We start from the raw sequence: 22,855 nt of genomic DNA, 5'->3' as shown, positions 1-22,855 counted from the left end.
TAGGGGTACAGGCTTAGCCGCTTCTTACCGGTCTCTTAAGATCTCCTTAAATCTTTTCCGGGCTTCGTGTATGGGCACCAAGCCCTGTATCTGCCTGGTTCAATTTGGTGAAAAAAAGCGTCACGGTGGTTCCCAGCCCCTGCCGGCTCTGTATCTCTACCCGGGCACCTATGGCATCGGCACACTTCTTTACCACGCTCAGGCCCAGGCCATGGCCGGATATGTGCCGGTTTGTCATCGCATCCGACCGATAGAAGCTGTCGAACACCTGCTTCAGGTCCTCCTCGCGGATGCCTACCCCCGCATCCTGGATGCGGCACACGGGGCCGGTATCGGCCAGGCTCAGGTCTATCGTCAGTGGCGTGCCCGAGTAGGCATACTTTACAGCATTACCTATTACATTGTCCAAGATAAAGCGGGTGTAGCTGTGCGGCACAGCCATGTGGTGGCCCACAGCCGGCTCTGCCAGGGTGTAGCGTACCTGTAGGCCCTTCTCCTGGATAGGTGCTTGCAGCAGGCACAGGGTTTCGTCTATCAGGCTGGGCAGCTCGCTCCACGCTTCCGCCCGCAGGTCTTCCCCCTGCTCCAGCCGTGCCAGCAGCAGCAGCTGATCGGTTATTCTGGTCATTCGGTCTATCTCACCCAGGCAGTAGCGTATTTTTTCTTCGTAGTCGGTAGCGCTTCTTTGTCGGCGTATCAGCACCTCCAGCGTGCCACGCAGTACCGATAGGGGGGTGCGCAGCTCGTGCGAGGCATCGGAGGTGAATTGTCTTTCGCGCTGCATAGCCTGCTCTATGCGGTCTAGCAGGTCATTGAAGCTGGTGGCCAACCGGTACAGCTCGTCCCGGTGCTCGGGCAGGGGCACGCGCCGCTGCAGGTCTTGCCGGCTAAGGTGCGAGAGGGTGTCGGTCATCTTTTGTATAGGCCGGATGCTGCGGCCTGCCAGAAAGCGCGAGACGGCGTAGGAGCCCAGCAGCAGCAGCACGTAGGCCAAAACAAGTATCTGCCCCAGCTGCAGCAGGATAGATCGGGCAGACTGCAGAGACAGAGCCGCCAGCAGGTAGCCCTGCACCCGCCCCTGCTGTAGCACGGGCACCTGTATCTGGCGTATGGCGGTGTGCCCCAGCTCGGCATTTCGGTAGCGCTGCCGTGCCAGGGTGTCCAGTTTCAGGAAGTATTCCTTCAGGTTGGGCGATCTGTCCATCACCTTTCCCTTGGTGCTCATCAGCTGGATGAAGATGGGGTTTGTCTGGATTTCGCGGTGTTCTCGCTCCTCCAGCTCCTGCCGGTTGCGAAAGTACAGGCCTGTGCTCCCTGCTTCCACCTCTGCCAGGTGCTTCTCTGCCTCGTAGGCCAGCAGCTCATCCAGGTTTCGGATAACGGCGTGCCGTACACCCAGGTAGAGCGCTACAAATGCCAGCGCCATCAGCAGGGCTGTGGCGGCCATATAGTACAGGGCCACGCGGTCTTTCAGCCGGATACTCATGGTTCTACAGCCATATATCCTACCCCCCGTATGGTTTGGATGCGTTCATCCTCTTGGGTAAGGCCCAGTTTTTTTCTCAGCGCATTAATATATACGTCTATCACACCTGTGTTGGCCTCGTAGTGTATGTCCCACACCTGCTCCATGATGCGGGTTCGGCGGCACACCCGTCCCTTGTTTCGCAGCAGGTACTCCAGCAGGGCAAACTCCTTGCGGGTAAGCCGAATCTCTTCGCCTCCGCGCTCCACCCGGTGTGCCTCGGCATCCAGGCTGATGTCTCCTAGGCTGAAGCAGTGGTGCCCGCCAGCCTGGGGGCGCAGCTGGACACGAATTCGCTCGAGCAGCTCGTCGAAGTGGAAGGGCTTTCGGATGTAATCATTCGCCCCAGACTGTAGGCCCAGGATGGCCTCTTGCACGGTATCCCGGGCTGTGAGGAAAATAACCGGCGTATGCGGAAACTCCTTTCGGAACCTGCGGCACAGCTCCAGTCCGCTCAGCCCGGGCAGGGTCCAGTCTAGCAGCAGCAGGTCATACACCCCGCTAAGGGCTATGTCCAGGCCCTGCCTGCCATCGGGGTATACATCCACGGCATAGGCTTCTTCCTCCAGCCCCTGTTTCAGGAAGGCAGCTATGCCTGCCTCGTCCTCTACTACCAAGATCCTCATGTCAGGGTACCATTTTGCTTCAAATATCTGATTACTGCCTTAACGGAACCTGAAGCCAGGCTTAAAATCGCCTTAAACAAAGCCTGCCAAGCCCCGGTACAAAAGCCGGGAACATCTCTGTAACATAAGCCGTGTACGGGCACATACACAGGATTCGCACAAAAAAAGCCGATCGGTAAAAGATCGGCTTTTGTGTGTGGTGACTCCGCTGGGATTCGAACCCAGGACCCTCTGATTAAAAGTCAGATGCTCTAGCCAACTGAGCTACGGAGTCATTTCCCTCTTATCGAACAATGCTCGAAAGAGGGGCAAAGATAGACAGTGGCTACGAAGGCACCAAATTCTGATCGAGAATATTTTAGTCCGCGCGGCTATTTTCCGCACCCTGGCAGATATTCATTTTTTGGTTACGGGTTGTATCGCCGTATTTTGCACACAAGATGGAAGCAGCCCCGGACTTGAATGAGCTCCAGTTTCGCATACTGGACTCCCTGTATTTTGTAGAGCCCTTCGAGACCATTGTGGCCGAGGCAGGAGCCAGCCCGGCTATTGTGGGTGCAGAGCTGAAGGAGCTGATTGCCAGGCGGCTGGTGCAGGTTATGGCCTTTGACGAGCAGGCGCAAGACTACCTGCCCACCTTTTTCCACGATGCGGACGACATGGGCGCCTACCACTACCTGGCCACACGGGAGGGGCTGATGAAGCATAATGGCCGGGCCTAACCTGCCTGGCGAGCCAGGTTCCACCCGCTCGCCCACGGCCATAGCCTGGCGCAGGTTTCGGCACAACCCCCTTTCGCTACTGGCCCTGGGTGTGCTGCTGCTGTTTGGGCTTACTGGCCTGCTGGGCTACCTACTGCTGCCCGATGCCAGCACGGCGGCCAACCGGCAGCTGCCGGCCCTGGCCAAGCGCCCGCCTGGCAGCCAGGCCATCCTGCTGGTGGTGTATCGCCCGGCAGCTACCCCCAGCGAGGGCCTGCTGACCCGCTGGTGGCAGGGCACCACAGACGGGGCCACCTACCTGCCGGTCTACACGCCCACGGTACGCCATCAGCAGGGCCAGCTGCACTACACGGGTCTGGAGGGGCAGCCCGAGCAGCGCCCCCTGGCCCCCGGCGAGGCGTATCGCATCGAACGGGTTCGGTTTTGGCTGGGTACCGATGCTTTTGGCCGCGATGTGCTGAGCCGCATCCTGCTGGGCACGCGGGTTAGCCTGGGCATCGGCCTGCTAGCCGTAGCCGCCAGCCTGGCCCTGGGTGTGGGGCTAGGCAGCCTGGCCGGCTATCTGGGTGGCTGGGCAGACCGGGGTATACAGTTTGGTATGACGGTCATCTGGAGCCTGCCGAGCCTGCTGCTGGCCATCAGCCTGGCCTATGTGCTGGGCAAGGGCGTGCAGCAGCTGGTGTGGGCCATTGCCCTGAGTATATGGATAGACCTGGCGAGGGTGGTGCGTGGGCAGGTGCTAGGCCTGAGGCAGCAGGCCTGGGTACAGGCTGCACGTGTATTGGGCTACAGCCATCTGCGGGTGCTGAGGCACCACATCCTGCCGAATATGACCGGGCCCATCATCATCCTGGCATGCAGCAGTTTTGCCACGGCTATCCTGCTAGAGGCAGGGCTGAGCTTTCTGGGCCTGGGCATTGCGCCCCCCACGCCCAGCTGGGGGGGCATGATCCAGGAAGGATATGCGTTCATCCTGTTTGATCACGGCTGGTGGTTGGCGGTTTTTCCGGGTATTTGCATTGCTATGTTGATCCTCTCGCTTAACTTAGTAGCCCTTGGGCTTAGAGATGCGCTCGATCCGCGGGCGCACTGATTGGCCGATGTTTGTACCAGGCATGCGGGCAGAGAACGAGTATAATACCACCGACCCCACCACACTGCTGAAGCTGAAGCGGCAGGAGGCGCAGGCCATGCTGGAGCTGGTTCGGTCGGTAACGCCGCGCAGCTCGGAGCAGGAGGTAATGGAGAAGGTGGTAAGCACCATACGCAGGCAGCTGGGCGTAGAGCGCCTGCTGTTTGTAAGCCTGGCCGACCAGAAGCTGAAGGTGGAGTACAACTTCGGTTTCGACCCGCCACAGCCCGATGCCGGCACCTGGCTACAGGGCATACGAGAAGCCACCCGCATAGCAGATGGCCCCCTGCTGGCAATGGGGGTGGAATATGCAGTACCCCTGGGGAGCAACCGCGACGCGCCTATAGCCTGGATGCTGATAGCAGACTTTGCCGAATCGGATGCCGAGGTGATGAATGACCTGATCTTTATCGAGACAGTGGGCAGCTTCATGATCATCATCCTGGAGAAAATCCGACTCTTTGACGAAAAAAAACAGCAGGTGCGCATCCAGAATGAGCTAGATGTGGCTAGCCGAATACAGCAAGACAGCCTGCCGTCAGACTTTGACCTGCTGGAGGACCTGGATATACATGGCCGCTGCATTGCCCACTACAAGGTGGCGGGCGACTTCTACGATCTGGTTATCCTCGAAGACGATGAGATCTTTGTCTGCATAGCCGATGCGGCCGGAAAGGGCATAGCTGCCGCCATGCTAGTAGCAAACATACAGGCAAACCTGCGGGCCCTGATCGAGACAGATGCCTCCTACTACGTCATCCTGCACCGCCTGCACCAGGCCATAGCACGCCTCACACACTATGAGCGGTTTGTAACCATCTTCTTCGGCAAGATCAACCTGACCGATAATTCTATTGAATACATCAATGCTGGACACAATCCCCCTTTTCTACTAAAGACAGAGGGTGGGATGGAGGAGCTGAACAAGGGAAGTATACCCCTGGGCATCCTCCCTATAGAGACGTATGAGGTAGGTTTTGCCAGCTTTCATCCGGGCGATGTACTGTTTGCCTACAGCGATGGCGTGGTGGAGCAGGAGAATGCCGATAAGGAGCTGCTGGGTGCTGAGCGCCTACAGCACCGGCTGGAAGAGATAAAGCACCTGAGCGCCCGGGAAATCGTGGACGATATACTTGGGCTCATAGAGGCATTTGGGGCAGGCACGCCCAATAGCGACGACATCAGTATGCTGGTGGTAAAGCATAAGGGCGACCCCAAAACCTCCGAATAAAACTCCTACGGCATGGGGGCACATCCAAGCGGGGCAGCCCACGGCTCGCTGCCGCTATCCCCTAGGGTAGGGCAGCCTTCAGCATCTCGTAGCGTGTGGCAAAACCCTCGCCGGGCGGACAGTTCAGCTCGGTGGCCTTGGCGTTGATGTCCGAGACCCGGTTGTCGGGGTTCGGGTGGGTACTCAGAAACTCAGGGGCGCCCCCGCCAGCACCCTCGTCTATCAGCTTTTGGAAAAAGCCCGCCGTGCCGGTGGGTTCCCAGTCGGTAGCGCACAGCATGCGCACACTGGCTTCGTCAGACTGGGTTTCGTTGCCGCGGCTATAGCCCAGGCCCAGCAGCCCCTGCGCCAGCTGGCCTATGGCACCCTGGTTGTTGCCCAGCACAATGTCGAACAGCAGCTGCACCCCATACTGGCGGGTCAGGGCATCGGTGGTGTGGCGCAGGTCGGCATGGGCTATCTCGTGCCCCAGCACCCCGGCCAGCTCGCTCTCCTTGTCCAGAAACTTGATGAGCCCCGTGTATACGTAGATGTATCCGCCCGGGGCACAAAAGGCATTAAGCACACTGTCGTCCCGGATAATACGCAGCTGCCACACAAACTCATCTTTGTACTTCACCGCTCCACTATTCAGCAGCGCGGCCTTGATCCGCTCCAGCTCGGCATAAGCCGTGGGGTAGGCGGCCGGATCCAGCAGCGGATACGTTGCCGGGTCTGCCGCTATTTCTGCCGCCAGCTGCTCTCCCAGTCGCTTGTCGTCTTCCAGCGAGAACAGATTGACCGTTGTCCGCCCATCTTCGTCGCGACTACAGGCCTGAAACAGCACCGGGCTGAGCAAAAGGACAAGCAGGAGCGTGCGTGCGTAGAACATATGCGATACATTGAATGCGGAGCCAATATACGAACTTCGGGGCACGTGGTTGCCGTATCTTGGCAGCATGAATGCTGGGCTGCGCATCGGGCACAACGCGCCAGGGGGAAAGTGTGGGCTGACTCATCTTGTTTTTTTGTTGGCAGTGGCAGGCTGCCTGGCATCGGGCAGGGCGCAGACCCCCGGGGCAGAGAAAGACAGCGCTACCCTGGTGCTACCGGGCTTGACGGTAATTGGCACCCGCACCGCCTACTACAATCAGTATGGCACCCTGCAATACCAAGCCGACAGCTTGGGCAACTTTGCCACCGCAGGCCTGGGCCTGGCAGCCGCTCTGCAGGGCCTGCAGGGGGCCTACCTGCAAGACTATGGTGGCCATGGGGGCATCAAAACCCTGAGCATACGGGGCTTTGCCACCAACCAGACAACGGTTAGCATAGCCGGTATTCCGCTGAGCAACAGCCAGCTGGGGGTGGTGAATCTGGCTAACTTTTATCTCTCGGCCTTTGGCCGGGTGGAGGTGCGCAGTACTGCCGGCGGGCTGGTACAGAATGCCCAGGCCGGCAATGTGGACCTACAAACGGGCAACCTGCACAACCGCCTGAAGCTGCAGCTGGCTACAGGCAGCTACGGTGCCCGAGATGCAGCCCTGAGCCTGAACCGCACCCGAACCCGCCACGAACTGGACCTGGGCTACCACTACAGCACTGCGCAAGACAACTATCCCTACCGGCTGGATGAGGCCACGGGTACCCGCCAGCACGCCGAGTACCAAAACCAGCAGGGCCTGATACGCTACCGCTACTTATTGTCGGAAAAGGCTAGCCTGGAATACTTGGGGCTAGGCTACCGGAACCGGCAAAACATTCCACAGCCGATTGTGAAAGGCGTGCAGCCCAGCACCAGTGGGCCCCGCCTGGAGCAGGATCTGCTCTTCCACTACCTGCAGTACAGGCACCAATCGGCTCCCCAGGGCGGCAGGTGGAGGCGTAGCGGGGCACTCAGTGCTAAGCAGCAGTTTGACAACATGAATGTGCAGCCAGACCAGTGGTACCAAAACCAGAACTACCTGGCGCAGGCCGACTACAGCTGGCAATACCAGGCTACAGCCCATAGCCTGCACAGCCTGCAGGCCGTGGCGCAGCTGCAGTATGACCACCTGCGCAGCAATAACCTGGCCGACGCAGAGGCAGCCCTGCCCACTACGCAGCGCATCCAGGCCAACCTGGGCCTGGCCTACCAGGGGCTAAGCCAGATAGGGCAGGCGCAACGCCCCTGGCTGCTCAGCCATCGCTTGAGCTACAGGCACAACAGCAGCACCGACTACGGACCCCTGCCCAACCTGAGCCTGGAACTGCGCCTGAGCCGGGGGCAGCAGCTGGTAAAGAGCGTATTTGCACACGGTACCAGCGGCTACCGGCTACCTACCTTCAACGAGCTGTACTTCCGAAACTTTGGCAACCCCAGCCTGCAGGCCGAGCACACCCGCCAGCTGGACCTGGGCCTGGCCCTGAAGCACCCGCGCTGGTTTGTGCAGCTAACGGGCTTTGTGAATGAAACCCGCAGCAAGATTGTGAGCATCCCTCTATCGCCCGTGCGCTGGAGCACCCTGGGCCTGGGCCTGACTGAAAGCCTGGGCCTGGAGCTGGCTGCGGAGTGGAACCCCAGCCGCCACTGGCAGCTGCACTACACCTATACCCGGATGGAGGCACGAGACCGGTCGGTGTCCGATGGGGCTCTGCTGCCCTACACCCCCCAAGAGCTGATCCGCATGGGCATCACTGCCACCTATGGCCGCATCTCGGCAGGGGGGCAGCTTAGCCATGTGGGTTGGCGCTTCAGCAGCCTGCAGGCATCCGCCCTTACCTACCTGCCCCCCTACACCCTGGTGGATGCCTGGCTGCGCTACACCCACCCCCTGCCGGCTGCTAGCCAAGCCCACTACCTACAGCTGGGCCTGAGTGGACAAAACCTGCTAGATGAGTCCTACGCCGTTATTCGCGCCTTCCCCATGCCAGGCCGTACCTGGCTAGCAAGCCTGGCCTTCATCTGGTAAGGCGCGTACCGGGTGCTGAATCCCCAACCGACACGAAACAATAGGTGTGCTTTGGCCGAAGCTTGCTATTTTTACCGCCTATTCCCCACATCCCATGAAAAAGAAAGTGCTCATTACCGGCGGCGCCGGCTTCCTGGGTAGCCACCTGTGCGACCGTATGCTGGCCGAAGGCTTTGCTGTGGTATGCATGGATAACCTGATTACCGGCAGCCTGAACAACATTGAGCACCTCTTTGCCCACGAGGACTTTGTGTTTGTACACCACGATATTACCAACTATGTGCATGTGGCGGGCGAGCTGCACTACATCCTGCACTTTGCCAGCCCGGCCAGCCCCATAGACTACCTGAAACTACCCATACAGACCATGAAAGTGGGTGCCCTGGGTACGCACAAGATATTGGGCCTGGCCCGTGCCAAGCAGGCTCGCGTGCTGGTGGCCAGCACCAGCGAGGTGTACGGAGACCCCCTGGTGCATCCACAGAAAGAGGACTACTGGGGCAATGTAAACCCCATCGGCTTTCGGGGTGTGTACGATGAGGCCAAGCGCTTCATGGAAGCACTCACCATGGCCTACCACCGCTACCACGGGGTAGAGACGCGCATCATCCGCATCTTCAATACCTACGGCCCCCGCATGCGCCTGGATGATGGACGCGCCCTGCCCGCATTTGTAGGCCAGGCTCTGCGCAATGAAGACCTCACCGTGTTTGGAGATGGCAGCCAAACGCGCAGCTTCTGCTACGTGGACGACCTGGTAGAGGGCATCTATCGCCTGCTGATGAGCAATGAAACCGAGCCCGTAAACATCGGAAACCCTGCCGAAATTACCATCAAGCAGTTTGCCGAAGAGGTGCTGCGCCTGGTGCCCGAGAGCACAAGCCGGATAGCCTACAAGCCCCTGCCTGCCGACGACCCCAAGGTGCGCAGGCCAGACATTAGCCGCGCCAAAGCCCTACTAGGCTGGGAGCCCAGGGTAGACCGCGCAGAGGGACTGGAAAAAACCCTGGCGTACTTCCGCCAGACGGTTATCAACGCTTAGCGGCTATAGGGGAAAGCGGATAGTCTGACCCAGAACGGGATAGAGCTGATAAACCTGAAACACAGACATCGGACCACAGATCAATGAAGAATTCCTCACGAAATCGCGAATAGGAAGCGGGAAGGCACGTCAGATAGTATGGATCCTACGGAACTACCTACCCACAAATACTAGCGCTTTAGACTCATAATAACACGCACTCATGAAGCCTGAAATCATCCCCACCCCCATCCCCGACCTGATTGAGTTACAACCCCGTGTATTTGGAGACGCACGTGGCTTCTTCCTGGAGCTATTCAACCTGGAAGAGTGGCGCGAGCTGCTAGGCGGGCACACCTGGGTGCAGGATAACCTGAGCCGCAGCACACAGGGCACCGTGCGGGGCCTGCACTTTCAGGCGCCGCCCCACGCCCAGGCCAAGCTGGTGTGCTGCCTGCACGGGCAGGTAAAGGACGTGGTGGTAGATATCCGCACAGGCTCGCCCACCTATGGGCGTGCATACGCGGTGGTGCTCGACAGCCAGAAGATGAATATGCTGCTGGTGCCCGAGGGATTTGCCCATGGCTTCAGTGTGCTGAGCGAGCACTGCCTGTTCTACTACAAGTGCAGCAACTACTACCACCAGCCCAGCGAGGGCGGCTTGGCCTGGGACGATCCCGCCCTGGCTATAGACTGGGAGGTGCAAGCGCCCATCCTGAGCGAAAAAGACCTGCGTAATCCACGCCTGGCAGATTTTGCGTCGCCCTTTTAGCCGGGCAGACCCGTAGGCGCATCAGCTGGTACAGCTTCCACACCACACGCGATAGCAGGGTGATAGCAGGGTGATAGTGGGGCGCAAGGGTCAGTTCGGTATGTGTCCCCTAACCCCTTGGCTGGGGGCCTATACCTGCTGCGCCAAGGTAGGCAGGTGTTTCGCTTCCTGGTGGAGTAGGGCGTGCTGAGTGGCGTATCTTTACCGTGCCAGCTCCTGTAGTCTGCTCTCCACCTGGGCGGCGTGCACCTCCCATTCCTCGCCTGCCTCCTGGTAGGCCGCTAGTGCCTGGTGCAGGTAGCGCTGGGCAGCCTCCACCTTGCCATACTGGCTCAGTATCTCGCCCAGCTCCTCCAGCCGCTCTCCGAGCATGCCAGCGTGGTAGTCTGGCAGCAGGCCACAGTCTGTTACCAGCTCCTTTAGCCGCACCAGGCCTTCATTCGGTTTGTCATTTCTCATCAGGTGCAGGGCCAGTTCCCGTTTTAGGCCAAAGGCTGCCGGTAGCTCTCCCTCGGCCTGCCAGGCTTCCAGTTCAGCTCGGGCCTCGGTTTCGCAGGCTGCCTGTTGCTGGGCCAGCCAGCCCTCCACCTCGGCGGGCAGGCTGTGGCCTAGCCCCAGCTGGCGGCGCTGCTGCGTCCACAGCTGCCAGGCCCACAGCAGGCGTATGCGGGCCTGGTGGCCAGCCAGCCGCAGCCTGGGTTCGGTGCGGGCGGATGTATGGTGCAGGATCTCTTCGTAGTAGGCCAGCTCCTCAAACTTATCGGACAGGCGGGCTTGCATCCGGTACCACAGCAGGGTCGTCTCGTTCCACTGGATGAGCAGCAGCAACTCGTCTTCAGTCGCTTCCTCCTCCGTTTTCAGGCCCAGGATCTCGTCCAGCCAGCTGCGCACTCGCTCCAGGCAGTTGGCTAGCACCTCGGGCCTGCGCAGGGCCAGCTGCGCCCGCAGCCACTCCTGCGCAAGTGCTACAGTGGGCTTTGCCTCAAAGGCCGCAGCCAGGCGCTGCGCGTAGGCCTCCAGGTGCTGCTCGTCGGCATTGGCCACGTCGGCCTCACTCAAAAAAGAAAAATCCTGTTCCATGCACTCAAGATAAGCACGCCCGGTGCAAACTTCCCAAGTTTTTTATTTTAAAATGCTTTTGATTCGGCGCGACATGTCCTATCTTTGCAGGCTCAATTATCCAGAAATGTTTGCAGTAGTTCAAATCGCTGGTCACCAATTCAAAGTAAGTGCAGATCAATATCTGTATGTCAACCGCCTGCCTCAGGCGGAGGGCGAGGTGCTTACCCTGGAAGATGTGATGCTGGTTGCCGATGGCAATAAAGTACAGATTGGAAAACCCTATGTAAAGGGTGCCACTGTGCAGGCAAAGGTGCTGAGTCATCTGAAAGATGACAAGGTACTGGTTTTCAAAAAGAAACGCCGCAAGGGTTACAAGAAAACACACGGCCATCGTCAGTACCTGACCAAAATTCAAATCGAAGCAATCAACGCTTAATCCCTTTATTCGTCATGGCACACAAGAAAGGCGTAGGTAGTAGTAAAAACGGTCGAGAGAGCGAGAGCAAGCGACTTGGTGTTAAGCTCTTTGGTGGCCAATATGCCAAGGCAGGCAATATCCTGATCCGCCAGCGGGGCACCGCCACACATGCCGGTCGGAATGTGGGCGTGGGCAGGGATCATACCCTCTTCGCCCTGGCCAGCGGAACCGTTAACTTCAGCGAGCGTAAGGGACGCAAGTACGTACACGTAGACCCGATTGCGGAATAAGGCGAGGTTCTTTTCTCCATTCCCGTTCTCTGGGTTCTGACATTCTCACTCGAAGGAGAGAGTAGATAAGCGTATAATAAAGACCTAAATAAGGGGTAGGCGGTTCCGCTTACCCTTTTCTCTGTTTGGCCTTTTCTCTCGCCCTCGTTTTTGTCCCAACTTCTGTTCTGGAGGGTTCCTTGTCTCGAGCGAATAAGCTCCCTGGCAACTGGCATGTTCCTTTCAATGCATAGTCTATCCGCGGACTTCAGTTAGTGCCTTTTGCCGGGTGGTGGCGGCGGGGGGGGATTAATTGGCCTGTGCCCGTCTGGGTGCAGTAGTGCGGTGCCTGCTTTTTACACGTTCAACTTTTTATGTTGGGCGGTGGGGTGGAGAGGAGACGGGAACTGGCCCCCTATGCCGCCAGACTCTGGCTGGTCTTGTATGGCTAGTCCGAGCCCTGCTTGGGCTGGCATGGATGCCTTGTTATGTTCTTTGTGTTCTGGGTGAAGGGAGTGTATGCTTCGGATATGACACCCGGTCTGTCAGTCTGCTGGCATTCTTCTCAGACCCTGTTCCCAGTATGCCGCATCGTAGCTCGGAATAGGGGCCCTTGGAATGCAACGCTCTATAAAAAGCGAGGGGGGCCGGAACATATTCCGACCCCCCTCGCTTAATGACGAGATATTTTTAGTTACCTACTCGCCTTTCATGTGTGCCAGGCGCTGGTGAATCTGCTCTCCACCTGCTTCCAGTACAATGGCGTAGGTGCCTGTGGCTAGTCGGTTTAGTACATGGCTGGCATCTACCGTGCTGCTTCCTTGCTCTACTTCCAGGGTGTTGGTTACCACCAGCTTTCCGCTGTAATCATACATGCGGTAAGTTACGGTCTGGGCCCGTGGGCTGAATACGCTCAGGCGCAGGGTGTTGGTAGCAGGGTTTGGCATAAAGCTGGCCCGGAAACCGTTATTCCCTGCCGTCAGCATGGCTTGCACCACGTTGCTGGTAGAAGAAGCTCCATCCAGGTCGTACTGCTGTACACGGTAGTAGTAGGTGGTGTTGAAAGAAACGCCATGGTCGTTGTGCTTATAGAAGCTGGCATTATCTGTAAACCCGGCTGCAGCAATGTTTTGCGATACGGCTGTGTAGCTTAGTCCATCAAGGCTGCGCTCCAGAATATAGTGACTACTGTTTATCTCGCTGCTGGTACTCCAGTTCAGGCTGATAAAGTCTCCAGCTTCGCTGGCACGTAGCCTCAGGTTCTCCACAGGCAGAGGTGTGGGGCTAATGGTATAGCCTGCACCAGAACTGAAGCTTGTCATCGGATTTTGAGACGAAAGATCATAAGGATCGGGTGGGGTACAGTGGGCGATACTACTGACAGGTACAGATGTGGGTATGGCGGTAGTGCCGTGCACAATAACCGTCCCGGCAGCGTTCCCGCCCGTGTTTGCGTCTACGGATCTCAGATTGATGTTGTATTCACGTCCCCCGGTTAGGGCTGGAACAGAGGCTGTAGTACCGGTATTGTGTCGAAAGGCCTCCCAGGCCCACGTGCCGGTCCATTGCATCAGCTGATTGTCGGTGCTCAGGCAGTTTGACACTGTTATGTTGGGCATCTTGGCAGGCTGCCAGCTGGCTACAAAGCGGTCCACGTCTGGAGTTACATTCCCACTGGTGGTAATCCTTAGTGACTGCAAGGTGCGGCCGCTGGGGCCGTTAGTACCCCCCAGGGGGAACTGGTACAGGGTGCGGCCTGCAGAGGTGAAGTGCACGATATCGCCGCCTACAACCATCTCTCGCTGGTGGTTTGCATTCGGGCTTGCGGCACCGGGTATGTCCACTATGCTGTTGTTGTAGCTGGCATTGGGGCCTAGTACCAGGTCGCTCCCGCCCAGGTCAATAATATTGGCCTGCATGCCAGTGTTGCTGAAGTCGATGTGGTCGGTAACAGCCAGGGCTTGGCCAGCCACGCCGCTCATATCTAGCCCGGGGGTTGTGAGTAGCACGCGGCCAAATACGTTGGTAGCGGGCAGGCTGGCAGCTGCCATCACAGCAGAGGCGGCCAGGTTGGTTCTCACCTGCTGAACGCCTGGGGTTGTGGCCCCGGCGCCGTCAAAATGCACGAGGCTGGTGTTTTCGGCCGTCAGCGTGCTGGTATTCGTAAAGTTCCCGGTCATGCGCAGGGTGCTTCCGTTGCGCAACGTGGCCGTAGCGGTGCTGCTGTTCGTGAATCCACCATTTACAATCCTGATCTCACCATAGTTGTCCACGGTGCCTACATTGGCTCCGTTGCTGGTGTTCACCAGATTGGTTGCCGACACGTAGATGGAACCGCCAGACTGGACATGGATCGGAGCGCCCGCATTATAGAACTGGGCAGATGCCTTGTGGGTGAAGAGCACACAAAGAAGAAGCAAGTGAAGCGTATACCGTTTCTGTATCATTGATAGATAAATCGAAGTAAACCTGATCTTTTCGGTAGTTTACCGGGCAAAGCTACGTAATTTTTTTCTGATTTCCTTAAATAAATTGTAAAGAATAGATTCGCCCCGCAGCACTACGCTTGTTTGTCGCCTACGGCTATTTGTACGGCTAAGTGTCGCCAAGGGTTGCACGGGGTTCCCCTGTGTTTTTGAGTTGGCCCCTGTTCTCGGTTCGCCGTGGATCCGGGCAGTTCAATATTGGGTTGTACCGACTGGCGGGTCGGAATAAGGACCCTGGTAGTTTGTTCTCCCTGCTAGGGGGTTTTGTCCAGCTTCTCTGCTGCAAGCAGCTCCACAAAATGGTCGAACAAATACCGGCTATCATGCGGCCCGGGGCCAGCCTCGGGGTGGTATTGCACGCATAATACCGGTCGATCCTTCAGGCGCAGGCCTGCCACCGAGTTGTCGTTCAGGTGTCTATGGGTTACTTCTACGTTAGGGAGGGGTTTCAGGCTTTCCTCCCGCACCACAAAGCCGTGGTTCTGGCTGGTTATCTCACTTTTGCCGGTTAACAGATTCTTTACCGGGTGGTTGGTACCATGGTGGCCAAAGCGCATTTTTTCTGTCTGGGCCCCGGCAGCCAGGGCAATGATCTGGTGCCCCAGGCAGATGCCAAACACGGGTTTTCGGCTTTCTATCAGGCTTTTGGCGGTTTCTATTGCGTAGTCCATAATGGCCGGGTCGCCCGGGCCATTGCTCAGGAAGAAGCCTGCTACATCCTCCGCCAGTAGCGTTTGGGCCGGGGTTTTTGCCGGGAATACCTTTACACGCAGCCCGCGATCGGTCAGGCAGGTAGTTATACTGCGCTTCATGCCCAGGTCTAGCGCTGCCACGCGCAGTGCGGCATCTTCTGGCCCGGTCCAGTACGGCTCGTGGGTCGATACCTTGCTACTCAGCTCTTGTCCCTCCATGCTGGGGCAGGCTGCCAGTTGGGTCAGCAGGGTTTTGGTGTGGGTTGTTTCGCTGGAGATGATGGCGTTCATAGCTCCGCGCTCGCGTATGTGCCGTACCAGAGAGCGTGTGTCGATACCGGAGATGCCCACCACTCCGTTTCTGGCCAGATGCGCCTGTAGGCTCTCTGCCTGGCCAGCCCGGCTGTACAGCTCGCTGAAGCTGCGGATCACCACACCGGCCACCCTCGGGCTGTCGCTTTCCATCTCCTGGGGCACAGCACCATAGTTTCCTATGTGTGGGGTGGTCATGGTAATGATCTGCCCCAGGTAAGAGGGGTCTGAGAAAATCTCCTGGTAGCCCGTCATGCCGGTGTTGAAGCACAATTCGCCCATAGTAGTACCCAGGGCACCACAGGCCCTGCCTTCGAAGACGGTACCGTCTGAGAGCATCAGTACAGCGGGTGTCCAGTCCATCGTCTATTGTTTTGCTAGTGGAACCGATTGGAAATCAAATGTTTCCCCCTCGCGCAGTTGGCTGATTATGGCCTCCAGCTGGGCCTCATCTACATTATAGCGCAGGCGGCGGTTGTTTATCTGCACCACCGTGGCGCTATCGCATGCCCCCAGGCACTCTGCCTCGCGCAGATAGATTTTCCCATCGGCACTTACGCCGTCTTCGTTCACATTCAGCTTCTGGCGGGCAGCGGCATACAGCTCTCGGCCCCCACACTCGCCACAGCTAAAGCAGGTGCACACTTCCAGCAGGTTGGGTGCCTTGTGCTCTTTCAGATACATGGTGTAGAAGGTGGCCACCCCCCACACCTGCGCAAAGCTCATGCCAAGTGTATCGGCCACCAGCTGTATGGCACCCTGGGGCAGCCAGCCCCACTTTTCCTGCGCCATCCAGAGGGCCGGCATTACGGCCGAGCGCTTCTCCGGATACTTCGCAATGTGTTTCTCCAGGGTTGCTTTTTCTGCTTCTGTCCAGCTGTAGACCGTCTGGTCATCCTGGGGCTGTGGGTACGAAATACTGTTTCTGGCCATAAAAATGGAGCTTTTGACTACAATACGCACGCAAGATACACACTCTGGCCTCACATGCGCCAGCCTGTGGGCTGTGCGGGGTGGCTATTGGGCCAAGTACATGTATTTTGCCCAGCCCTACCCGAATAAAGGTAGCAGGAATGAGGACGAAAGCCGTAAGTTTGCAGCTTATGATCCGCATAGAACCGCTAACGATAGCCAACTGGGAACGCGTGCTAAGCCTACGGGTAGAGGAGGAGCAGCAAAAGTTTATCCCCGACAATCTGTTTAGCATTGCCCAGGCCAAGTTTGAGCCACAGAGCGAGGTGCTGGGCATCTACAAGGACCAGCGCCTGGTGGGCATGATGATTGTGGCCTACTGGGCGGGCGTATACTGGATCAGCCGGATCATGATCGACCAATATGAGCAGGGCAATGGCTATGGCACCCGGGCCATAGAGCTGGCAAAAAAATACATCTTTGACAAGCGCGACGTGAAAGCCATCCGAACCTCCATAGCCCGGGAAAACGCGGTGGCCGAGTATGTGTTCTACCAGAATGGTTTTCGTCGCCTGGGGCAGGTAGACGAGCGGGAGTTTACCATGGAAGTGGAGTATAAGAGTCAAGCGGAGGGCTAGCATGGCTGTTATCAAGGTCAACCACATTGTTACGCTACAGGATGCCCGCTACTGCGCGGCCCTGGATGCAGGGATGATAAGCTTCTGCCTGGAGCGTGGCCATATACGGAAGCTTGCCGAAGACACCATAGCCGAGATAACCGACTGGCTGAGTGGCCCAGAGATTGTGCTCGACTTTGGCACCGACCATGCGGGAGCGGAGGCGTGGCTACAAGCCAGTCCTGCGTACAAGGGCCTTATCCAGCTGACGATGGATAGCCCGACAGGGGCGCTGCCAGCGACCCTGCACCACCAGCAGCTGATATGCTGCCTGAACCTGGATACCCTGCCGCTGCCCCAGCCAGCGGCCCTGCGGCAGCTGGCTAGCCAGTGCGCCTGGCTGGAGCTGTGCCCGGTTGCCCTGGATGTGGGCACAACGCACTATAGCCCGGGCCTGGCCGAATACGTGCAGCGGCTGATGCCCCTGCTGCCCAACCTGATCCTGAACCTGGATGGGGCCGGAGCCCGGCTGCTGACGGAGCTGGATGGCCCGCTGCCCGCCATTTCCTTTCGAGACCTGGCCAGCCTGGATGTGTTTGAGCTGGACTACGACAAGGCTGATACCCTTGCGGAGCAATATCGCGACCTGGCTGGCTGAGTATCCTGTATGAGCGGCAAAGGTCGGCCACGGCTACGCCTTGCTCGTGTTGTTTGAGCAGGCTGACAAGCTAGTTCTCGGTGAAATTTCATACTTCGGAACTTACACATGCATGACTGTTGCGCCTCTAGCGGGCTTCACGCCTGTTTCTCATTGGAATGGCCGAAGAAGGAGGCGGCTTACAATCGGTGCGGAGATATGGATTCCCTCTACCTTTGTGCTGGATGTCTACCAGCTGCCTGATTATAGACGACGAACCGAACCTGCGTAGCCTCTATGCCCGCATACTGGCGCTGGAGGGCTATGTGGTGGCAGAGGCTGCTAGCCTGGAGGTGGGTAAAAAGCAGCTGCTGAAGCACCGACCGCAGGTAGTGCTGCTGGATGTGCGGCTGCCTGATGGGAATGGGCTGGGGGCCCTGCCTGTCCTGCTCAAGCAGTCGCCTACTTCGGCTTTTATTGTACTCACGGCGCAGGGCTCTATTGCCGATGGGGTAGAGGCTATGCGGCGCGGGGCTTTTGACTATCTGGTAAAGGGCGACAGCGAGCACCTGCTGCTACAGCGGGTGGCGCTGGCGGCACAGCAGGCTGCCAGCCAGACGAACAACCTTGCCGGAGCCACGGGATGGGGTGCACTAGTAGGCCGGGCACCGGCTTTTGCCGCTGCGGTGGCGCATGCCCGGCAGGTAGCACCCACAGCAGCCACTGTACTGCTGACAGGCGAAACAGGCACCGGCAAAGAGCAGTTTGCGCGCGCCATCCATCAGGGTAGCAGCCGGGCAGGTGGCCCCTTTGTGGCCATCAACTGTGCAGCCATACCGGCCGAGATGCTGGAGAGTGAACTATTTGGCTACAAAAAAGGAGCATTTACGGGGGCGCTGGCTGACAAGCCCGGCCTGCTGGCGGCAGCCAAGGGCGGCACCCTCTTTCTGGACGAAATAGGCGAAATGCCCCTAAACCTACAGGCCAAGCTGCTGCGAGTACTGGATGGCAACGGCTACATGCGCCTGGGCGATACCACCGAAATGCGCCTGGATGCACGCATGATTGCCGCCACCCACCGGCACCTGCCCACGCGGGTGGCCGAGCAGACTTTCAGGGCCGACCTCTATTATCGCCTGGCAGTATTTGAGATTGCCCTACCTGCGCTGCGAGCACGCACGCAAGACATACTGCTACTGGCACGCCACTTTTTGCACGCCAGTAACCACCTTTCGGCCATATCCACTGTGGCGGCTACCATACTGGAACAGTATCCCTGGCCGGGCAATATACGAGAGCTGCGCAATGCCCTGGAGCGGGCCGCCATCGTTTCGGCCGGAGCAGAAATACTACCCGAGCATCTGCCGGTGTATGTGCTGCACCCTGACACCACAGCGGCAATGCCACAGCGGCTAGAGGAGCTGGAGCGGGCGCACATACTACAGACCCTGAAACTGTGTGGTGGAAACAAGAGTAAAGCCGCCGAGGCACTGGGCATAGGCATAGCTACCCTGTACCGCAAGCTGGATAAGTACCAGCTAGAGGGTTAGAAATTTATCATTCTGAGAATCGGGTCTATCAATATGATAGGTCTTTTGCGGTGGCGCAGGTCTATATTTTACTTTATTTAATTGATTATCAATGTAATAAAAAAAAGATGTAAGTGCTGGCACAGGGTTGAATAAGGAGGTGCTAAAACCACCTGTCGTATGGATGTATTCCTGTTGATTACCTGCATAGTCCTATCGGGCTACCTGCTGTACGTACTCATTTACCCCGAAAGATTTTAGCCATGCTCTACCTCTCCTTGTTGCTGCTATTAGCAGTTACCACCCTGCTCGCCTACCCGCTGGGCCGCTACATGGCCCGTGTTTACAGGGGCGAACGCACCCTGCTCGACTTCCTGACACCGCTAGAGCGTCGCCTCTTGCGCCTGGCGGGCATAGACCCCGCAGCCGAGCATAGCTGGCAGAAGAACCTGCTGGCCCTGCTGGTGCTGAATGGCTTATTCTTCCTGTGGGCGCTGGTCATCCTTATGGTTCAGGCCAGCCTGCCGCTTAACCCTGATGGCATACCCAACATGCCCTTTCATCAGGCTTTCAACACCGCCATCAGCTTCATGACCAATACCAACCTGCAGCACTATAGTGGCGAAACGGGGGCCAGCTACTTCACCCAGCTGCTGGTGTTTTGCTACCTGCAGTTTGTATCGGCAGCCACGGGCATGGCCGCCCTGGTGCTAGTGATGCGCGCCATAACCCAGAGCCGCAATGGTCTGGTGGGCAATTTCTATGTGTTTTTTCTGAAAAGCGCCACACGCATACTGCTCCCGCTGGCTATACTGCTGGCTGTGGCCCTGCTGGTAGATGGCGTGCCCGCTACGCTGGAGGGTGCCGCACAGGCGACTACCCTAGAGGGTGCCACGCAGACCATTGCACGTGGCCCCTCTGCCCCCATGGTGGCCATCAAGCAGCTGGGCACCAACGGCGGTGGCTATTTTGGCCCCAACTCTGCCCACCCACTGGAAAACCCCACCGTGACCAGCAACCTGCTGGAGTGGATGGCCATCCTGCTGCTGCCTATGGCCATGGTATTTGCTTTTGGGCGATACATAGGCCGACCCCGCCTGGGGTGGATGCTGTATGGGGTGATGATGGCGGGCTACCTGTGCCTGCTGCTGCTGCCCACCGTGTACCAGGAGGTGCAGGGCAATGCAGCACTTGCCCAAATGGATATCTATCAGCCCGACGGCAGCATGGAGGGCAAGGAGTCACGCTTTGGGCCGGGCCTCTCCGCCCTGTGGGGCGTTACCACCACCTGCACCAGCAATGGGTCGGTCAATGCCATGCACGACAGCTTTACCGCACTTTCCGGCACCTTCCTGCTGCTGGGCATGATGGTAAACGCCTTTTGGGGCGGTGTGGGCGTAGGCTTGCTGAACATGTATGTATTTGTGGTGCTGGCGGTCTTTATGGGTGGCCTGATGATAGGCCGCACGCCCGAGTTGTGGGGGAAGAAGCTGGAGCCGCGCGAAATCAAGCTGGCGGCACTGGTATTTCTGTTGCACCCGCTGCTGATACTATTGGGCACGGGGCTGGCGGCCCACATTCAGGCTACCCAAGGCGATGCTACCGGATGGCTGGCCAACCCCGGCTACCATGGTTTTAGCGAGATGCTGTACGAAATGACCAGCTCATCAGCCAACAACGGTTCTGGCTTTGAGGGGCTGGGCGATAATACACCCTTCTGGAACTATGCCACAGGCATTATCATGCTGCTGGCTCGCTTCCTGCCCATCATAGGGCCGGTAGCTATAGGGGGGCTGCTGGCTGCCAAACAGACCCTGCCCGAAACGGGAGGCTCTCTGCGTACAGACAACTTCACCTTTGGCCTGCTGCTCTTCTTTGTCGTGCTCATACTGAGTGCGCTGGCCTTTTTCCCGGCTTTGGCCCTGGGCCCCGTGGCCGAATATCTCACCCTCATCTAAACACCGCTATGTTCAAGCTATTTACAGCCGCACAAGCCCGCCAGGCGCTGGCGGCGTCCGTCTACAAACTGGACCCCAGGGTTCAGGTCAAAAATCCGGTGATGTTCACCGTGTGGGTGGGCACCCTGCTGATGGGCCTGGTGACGGCCACAGGCCCTGTTGCAGAACTTACCTACAATGTTTCCATCAGCCTGCTGCTGCTGCTCACCCTGCTGTTTGCCAACTTTGCCGAGGGTATAGCCGAAGCCCGTGGCAAGGCCCAGGCCGCCAGCCTGCGCAAAACACGGCGCGACACCCCTGCCCGCCTGCTAGCTGCCGATGGTAGCGAAACCCAGGTGAGTGCCACCAGCCTCTCAAGCGGCAACCTCTTTGTCTGTGAGAAAGGCGACATGGTGCCTACTGATGGAGAGATCGTGGAGGGGATGGCCAGCATAGATGAATCCGCCATAACGGGCGAATCAGCCCCTGTGATACGCGAAGCCGGTGGCGACCGCAGCAGCGTAACGGGGGGCACCACTGTGCTGAGCGACCGCATTGTGGTGCGCGTGTCCAGCGAACCGGGCCACACCTTTCTGGACCAGATGATCGCACTGGTAGAGGGAGCCAAACGGCAAAAAACGCCCAACGAAGTGGCGCTTACCCTGCTGCTGGCATCGTTCACGCTCATCTTTCTCATAGTGACTGTCACGTTACGTCCCTTCGGCAATTATGCCAATACGGCGCTCTCCATAGCCTCACTCATTGCCCTGTTTGTTTGCCTCATTCCCACTACCATCGGGGGCCTGCTCAGTGCCATAGGCATAGCAGGTATGGAGCGGGCCCTGCGGGCCAATGTGCTGGCCAAGAGTGGCAAAGCCGTAGAAACAGCCGGAGACATAGACACCCTGCTGCTGGATAAGACGGGCACCATAACCCTGGGCAACAGGCGCGCCACTGCGCTCTGGCCTGCGCCGGGAGTGGCGGCAGAGGACTTTGTGCAGGAATGCCTGATAGCCAGCCTGGCAGACACGACACCCGAGGGTAAGTCCATCGTGGAGCTGGCACTGAGAAATGGAGCCAGGCCTACCGCTACCACGGGTACCTTTGTACCCTTTTCTGCCGAAACACGTAGCAGTGGTGTAGACCTGCCCGATGGTACACGCCTCCGCAAAGGGGCCACCGATGCCATGCGCCACAAAGCCGAAAAGGCGGGCTACGAGATGAGCCAGGAGGTGGTGCAGCGGGTGGCCACCATCGCCCAGAATGGGGGTACGCCGCTGGTGCTACTCAAGAATGAGCAGGTGCGGGGGGTGATACAGCTGGAGGACATACTGAAGCCCGGAATAGAGGCCCGCTTTGAGCGGCTACGCAGGATGGGGGTAAAGACGGTGATGGTAACCGGGGATAACCCCCTAACAGCCGCCTACATCGCGCAAAAGGCGGGCGTGGATGATTTCATTGCCGAAGCCAAACCACAGGATAAACTAGCGTATATACAAAAAGCACAGGCCGAAGGGCACATGGTAGCGATGATGGGCGATGGGACCAACGACGCACCAGCGCTGGCGCAGGCCGATGTGGGGGTAGCCATGAACAGCGGAACCCAGGCTGCTAAAGAAGCGGCCAACATGGTAGACCTGGACAACGACCCCACCAAATTGATAGAAGTGGTGGAGATAGGCAAGCAGCTCCTCATTACCCGGGGGGCGCTCACCACCTTCTCTATTGCCAATGATGTTGCCAAGTATTTTGCCATCCTGCCCGCGCTCTTTATGGTGAGCATACCGGGTATGGAGGTGCTGAATGTGATGCAGCTAGCTTCACCCCAGAGCGCCATCTTGTCCGCAGTCATCTTCAATGCACTCATTATTCCCGCACTGGTGCCCCTGGCATTGCGTGGGGTGGCTTATCGCCCCGTAGGTGCACTACGCCTGCTGCGGTACAACCTGCTGGTGTATGGCCTGGGCGGCCTGCTCACGCCCTTTGTCGGTATCAAACTGATTGACCTTGTACTTCAACTCTTCTAAT

20 protein-coding genes and 1 tRNA gene are annotated in these 22,855 nt (G+C 58.2%); 13 read left to right on the top strand and 8 right to left on the bottom strand.

Annotated elements, in window-relative coordinates; all coding sequences use genetic code 11:
* Positions 1–46 precede the first annotated feature (46 nt).
* The 3 genes from LW884_01055 to LW884_01045 all read right to left on the bottom strand — a co-directional run bounded on the left by LW884_01055 (position 47) and on the right by LW884_01045 (position 2,425).
* Positions 47–1,486 (bottom strand): HAMP domain-containing histidine kinase, encoded by a 1,440-nt coding sequence (locus tag LW884_01055; GenBank protein MCE3006924.1) that lies wholly within the window; start codon positions 1,484–1,486, stop codon positions 47–49.
* Positions 1,483–2,151 (bottom strand): response regulator transcription factor, encoded by a 669-nt coding sequence (locus LW884_01050; protein ID MCE3006923.1) that lies wholly within the window; start codon positions 2,149–2,151, stop codon positions 1,483–1,485. Before LW884_01050 ends, LW884_01055 begins: the two co-directional genes overlap by 4 nt.
* Before the next feature lie 197 nt (positions 2,152–2,348).
* Positions 2,349–2,425, bottom strand: a tRNA-Lys gene (locus tag LW884_01045).
* Between the two features lie 166 nt (positions 2,426–2,591).
* Between LW884_01045 and LW884_01040 the strand changes: the two genes are divergently transcribed.
* From LW884_01040 to LW884_01030, 3 genes are read left to right on the top strand one after another with little or no spacing between them, the layout of a single operon-like run.
* Positions 2,592–2,873: a hypothetical protein gene (locus LW884_01040; protein ID MCE3006922.1), complete on the top strand. Its 282-nt coding sequence runs from the start codon at positions 2,592–2,594 to the stop codon at positions 2,871–2,873.
* Positions 2,860–3,966 carry an ABC transporter permease gene (locus LW884_01035; protein ID MCE3006921.1) on the top strand — a complete coding sequence of 369 codons (1,107 nt, stop codon included), beginning with the start codon at positions 2,860–2,862 and terminating at the stop codon, positions 3,964–3,966. The genes LW884_01040 and LW884_01035 overlap by 14 nt, the downstream gene beginning before the upstream one ends.
* Positions 3,967–3,988: 22 nt before the next feature.
* Positions 3,989–5,236: a PP2C family protein-serine/threonine phosphatase gene (locus LW884_01030; protein ID MCE3006920.1), complete on the top strand. Its 1,248-nt coding sequence runs from the start codon at positions 3,989–3,991 to the stop codon at positions 5,234–5,236.
* Between the two features lie 61 nt (positions 5,237–5,297).
* On the opposite strand, the gene LW884_01025 is transcribed toward LW884_01030, so the two are convergent.
* Positions 5,298–6,107, bottom strand: coding sequence for a M48 family metalloprotease (locus LW884_01025; protein MCE3006919.1), 810 nt, complete (start codon positions 6,105–6,107; stop codon positions 5,298–5,300).
* A 67-nt stretch (positions 6,108–6,174) separates the two neighbouring features.
* Between LW884_01025 and LW884_01020 the strand changes: the two genes are divergently transcribed.
* From LW884_01020 to rfbC, 3 genes are all read left to right on the top strand, one after another.
* A complete protein-coding gene (locus LW884_01020) occupies positions 6,175–8,163 on the top strand; it encodes a TonB-dependent receptor (protein MCE3006918.1) in 1,989 nt (662 codons plus the stop codon).
* Between the two features lie 94 nt (positions 8,164–8,257).
* A complete protein-coding gene (locus LW884_01015) occupies positions 8,258–9,205 on the top strand; it encodes an SDR family oxidoreductase (protein MCE3006917.1) in 948 nt (315 codons plus the stop codon).
* Positions 9,206–9,407: 202 nt separating this feature from the next.
* Positions 9,408–9,956 carry a dTDP-4-dehydrorhamnose 3,5-epimerase gene (gene rfbC / locus LW884_01010; GenBank protein ID MCE3006916.1) on the top strand — a complete coding sequence of 183 codons (549 nt, stop codon included), beginning with the start codon at positions 9,408–9,410 and terminating at the stop codon, positions 9,954–9,956.
* Positions 9,957–10,157: 201 nt separating this feature from the next.
* Here the strand turns inward: rfbC and LW884_01005 are convergent, their stop codons facing one another.
* A complete protein-coding gene (locus tag LW884_01005) occupies positions 10,158–11,036 on the bottom strand; it encodes a hypothetical protein (GenBank protein MCE3006915.1) in 879 nt (292 codons plus the stop codon).
* Positions 11,037–11,094: 58 nt separating this feature from the next.
* On the opposite strand from LW884_01005, the gene rplU reads away from it, so the two are divergent.
* Complete coding sequence (gene rplU, locus LW884_01000) at positions 11,095–11,454, top strand: 50S ribosomal protein L21 (GenBank protein ID MCE3006914.1); 360 nt, start codon at positions 11,095–11,097, stop codon at positions 11,452–11,454.
* A 14-nt stretch (positions 11,455–11,468) separates the two neighbouring features.
* Positions 11,469–11,726 carry a 50S ribosomal protein L27 gene (gene rpmA, locus LW884_00995; GenBank protein ID MCE3006913.1) on the top strand — a complete coding sequence of 86 codons (258 nt, stop codon included), beginning with the start codon at positions 11,469–11,471 and terminating at the stop codon, positions 11,724–11,726.
* A gap of 677 nt (positions 11,727–12,403) precedes the next feature.
* Here rpmA and LW884_00990 read toward each other — a convergent pair.
* The 3 genes from LW884_00990 to LW884_00980 all read right to left on the bottom strand — a co-directional run bounded on the left by LW884_00990 (position 12,404) and on the right by LW884_00980 (position 16,128).
* Positions 12,404–14,152, bottom strand: coding sequence for a T9SS type A sorting domain-containing protein (locus LW884_00990; GenBank protein MCE3006912.1), 1,749 nt, complete (start codon positions 14,150–14,152; stop codon positions 12,404–12,406).
* A gap of 293 nt (positions 14,153–14,445) precedes the next feature.
* Positions 14,446–15,558: a glutamine-hydrolyzing carbamoyl-phosphate synthase small subunit gene (gene carA, locus LW884_00985; GenBank protein MCE3006911.1), complete on the bottom strand. Its 1,113-nt coding sequence runs from the start codon at positions 15,556–15,558 to the stop codon at positions 14,446–14,448.
* A gap of 3 nt (positions 15,559–15,561) precedes the next feature.
* Complete coding sequence (locus tag LW884_00980; GenBank protein MCE3006910.1) at positions 15,562–16,128, bottom strand: NAD(P)H-dependent oxidoreductase subunit E; 567 nt, start codon at positions 16,126–16,128, stop codon at positions 15,562–15,564.
* Positions 16,129–16,298: 170 nt separating this feature from the next.
* On the opposite strand from LW884_00980, the gene LW884_00975 reads away from it, so the two are divergent.
* The 5 genes from LW884_00975 (at position 16,299) to kdpB (ending at position 22,854) form a co-directional block, all read left to right on the top strand.
* Positions 16,299–16,745 carry a GNAT family N-acetyltransferase gene (locus LW884_00975; protein ID MCE3006909.1) on the top strand — a complete coding sequence of 149 codons (447 nt, stop codon included), beginning with the start codon at positions 16,299–16,301 and terminating at the stop codon, positions 16,743–16,745.
* 1 nt (position 16,746) lies between these two features.
* Positions 16,747–17,382 carry a hypothetical protein gene (locus LW884_00970; protein ID MCE3006908.1) on the top strand — a complete coding sequence of 212 codons (636 nt, stop codon included), beginning with the start codon at positions 16,747–16,749 and terminating at the stop codon, positions 17,380–17,382.
* A 224-nt stretch (positions 17,383–17,606) separates the two neighbouring features.
* Positions 17,607–18,911 (top strand): sigma-54 dependent transcriptional regulator, encoded by a 1,305-nt coding sequence (locus LW884_00965; protein MCE3006907.1) that lies wholly within the window; start codon positions 17,607–17,609, stop codon positions 18,909–18,911.
* Between the two features lie 242 nt (positions 18,912–19,153).
* Positions 19,154–20,848 (top strand): potassium-transporting ATPase subunit KdpA, encoded by a 1,695-nt coding sequence (gene kdpA, locus LW884_00960; protein MCE3006906.1) that lies wholly within the window; start codon positions 19,154–19,156, stop codon positions 20,846–20,848.
* A gap of 8 nt (positions 20,849–20,856) precedes the next feature.
* On the top strand, positions 20,857–22,854 hold the full coding sequence (gene kdpB, locus LW884_00955; protein ID MCE3006905.1) for a potassium-transporting ATPase subunit KdpB: 1,998 nt from the start codon (positions 20,857–20,859) through the stop codon (positions 22,852–22,854).
* Position 22,855 lies beyond the last annotated feature (1 nt).

The organism is Bacteroidota bacterium (assembly GCA_021300195.1).
GTDB lineage: Bacteria > Bacteroidota > Bacteroidia > J057 > JAJTIE01 > JAJTIE01.
Note: the sequence above shows the minus strand (reverse complement) of the source record. Positions and strands in the feature narration are given on the sequence as shown.

Excerpts from the sequence above, each read along its gene's own strand:
- LW884_01055 (MCE3006924.1), bottom strand. The coding sequence starts at position 1,486 with ATGAGTATCCGGCTGAAAGACCGCGTGGCCCTGTACTATATGGCCGCC.
- LW884_01050 (MCE3006923.1), bottom strand. The coding sequence starts at position 2,151 with ATGAGGATCTTGGTAGTAGAGGACGAGGCAGGCATAGCTGCCTTCCTG.
- LW884_01040 (MCE3006922.1), top strand. The coding sequence starts at position 2,592 with ATGGAAGCAGCCCCGGACTTGAATGAGCTCCAGTTTCGCATACTGGAC.
- LW884_01035 (MCE3006921.1), top strand. The coding sequence starts at position 2,860 with ATGGCCGGGCCTAACCTGCCTGGCGAGCCAGGTTCCACCCGCTCGCCC.
- LW884_01030 (MCE3006920.1), top strand. The coding sequence starts at position 3,989 with ATGCGGGCAGAGAACGAGTATAATACCACCGACCCCACCACACTGCTG.
- LW884_01025 (MCE3006919.1), bottom strand. The coding sequence starts at position 6,107 with ATGTTCTACGCACGCACGCTCCTGCTTGTCCTTTTGCTCAGCCCGGTG.
- LW884_01020 (MCE3006918.1), top strand. The coding sequence starts at position 6,175 with ATGAATGCTGGGCTGCGCATCGGGCACAACGCGCCAGGGGGAAAGTGT.
- LW884_01015 (MCE3006917.1), top strand. The coding sequence starts at position 8,258 with ATGAAAAAGAAAGTGCTCATTACCGGCGGCGCCGGCTTCCTGGGTAGC.
- rfbC (MCE3006916.1), top strand. The coding sequence starts at position 9,408 with ATGAAGCCTGAAATCATCCCCACCCCCATCCCCGACCTGATTGAGTTA.
- LW884_01005 (MCE3006915.1), bottom strand. The coding sequence starts at position 11,036 with ATGGAACAGGATTTTTCTTTTTTGAGTGAGGCCGACGTGGCCAATGCC.
- rpmA (MCE3006913.1), top strand. The coding sequence starts at position 11,469 with ATGGCACACAAGAAAGGCGTAGGTAGTAGTAAAAACGGTCGAGAGAGC.
- LW884_00990 (MCE3006912.1), bottom strand. The coding sequence starts at position 14,152 with ATGATACAGAAACGGTATACGCTTCACTTGCTTCTTCTTTGTGTGCTC.
- carA (MCE3006911.1), bottom strand. The coding sequence starts at position 15,558 with ATGGACTGGACACCCGCTGTACTGATGCTCTCAGACGGTACCGTCTTC.
- LW884_00980 (MCE3006910.1), bottom strand. The coding sequence starts at position 16,128 with ATGGCCAGAAACAGTATTTCGTACCCACAGCCCCAGGATGACCAGACG.
- LW884_00975 (MCE3006909.1), top strand. The coding sequence starts at position 16,299 with ATGATCCGCATAGAACCGCTAACGATAGCCAACTGGGAACGCGTGCTA.
- LW884_00970 (MCE3006908.1), top strand. The coding sequence starts at position 16,747 with ATGGCTGTTATCAAGGTCAACCACATTGTTACGCTACAGGATGCCCGC.
- LW884_00965 (MCE3006907.1), top strand. The coding sequence starts at position 17,607 with ATGTCTACCAGCTGCCTGATTATAGACGACGAACCGAACCTGCGTAGC.
- kdpA (MCE3006906.1), top strand. The coding sequence starts at position 19,154 with ATGCTCTACCTCTCCTTGTTGCTGCTATTAGCAGTTACCACCCTGCTC.
- kdpB (MCE3006905.1), top strand. The coding sequence starts at position 20,857 with ATGTTCAAGCTATTTACAGCCGCACAAGCCCGCCAGGCGCTGGCGGCG.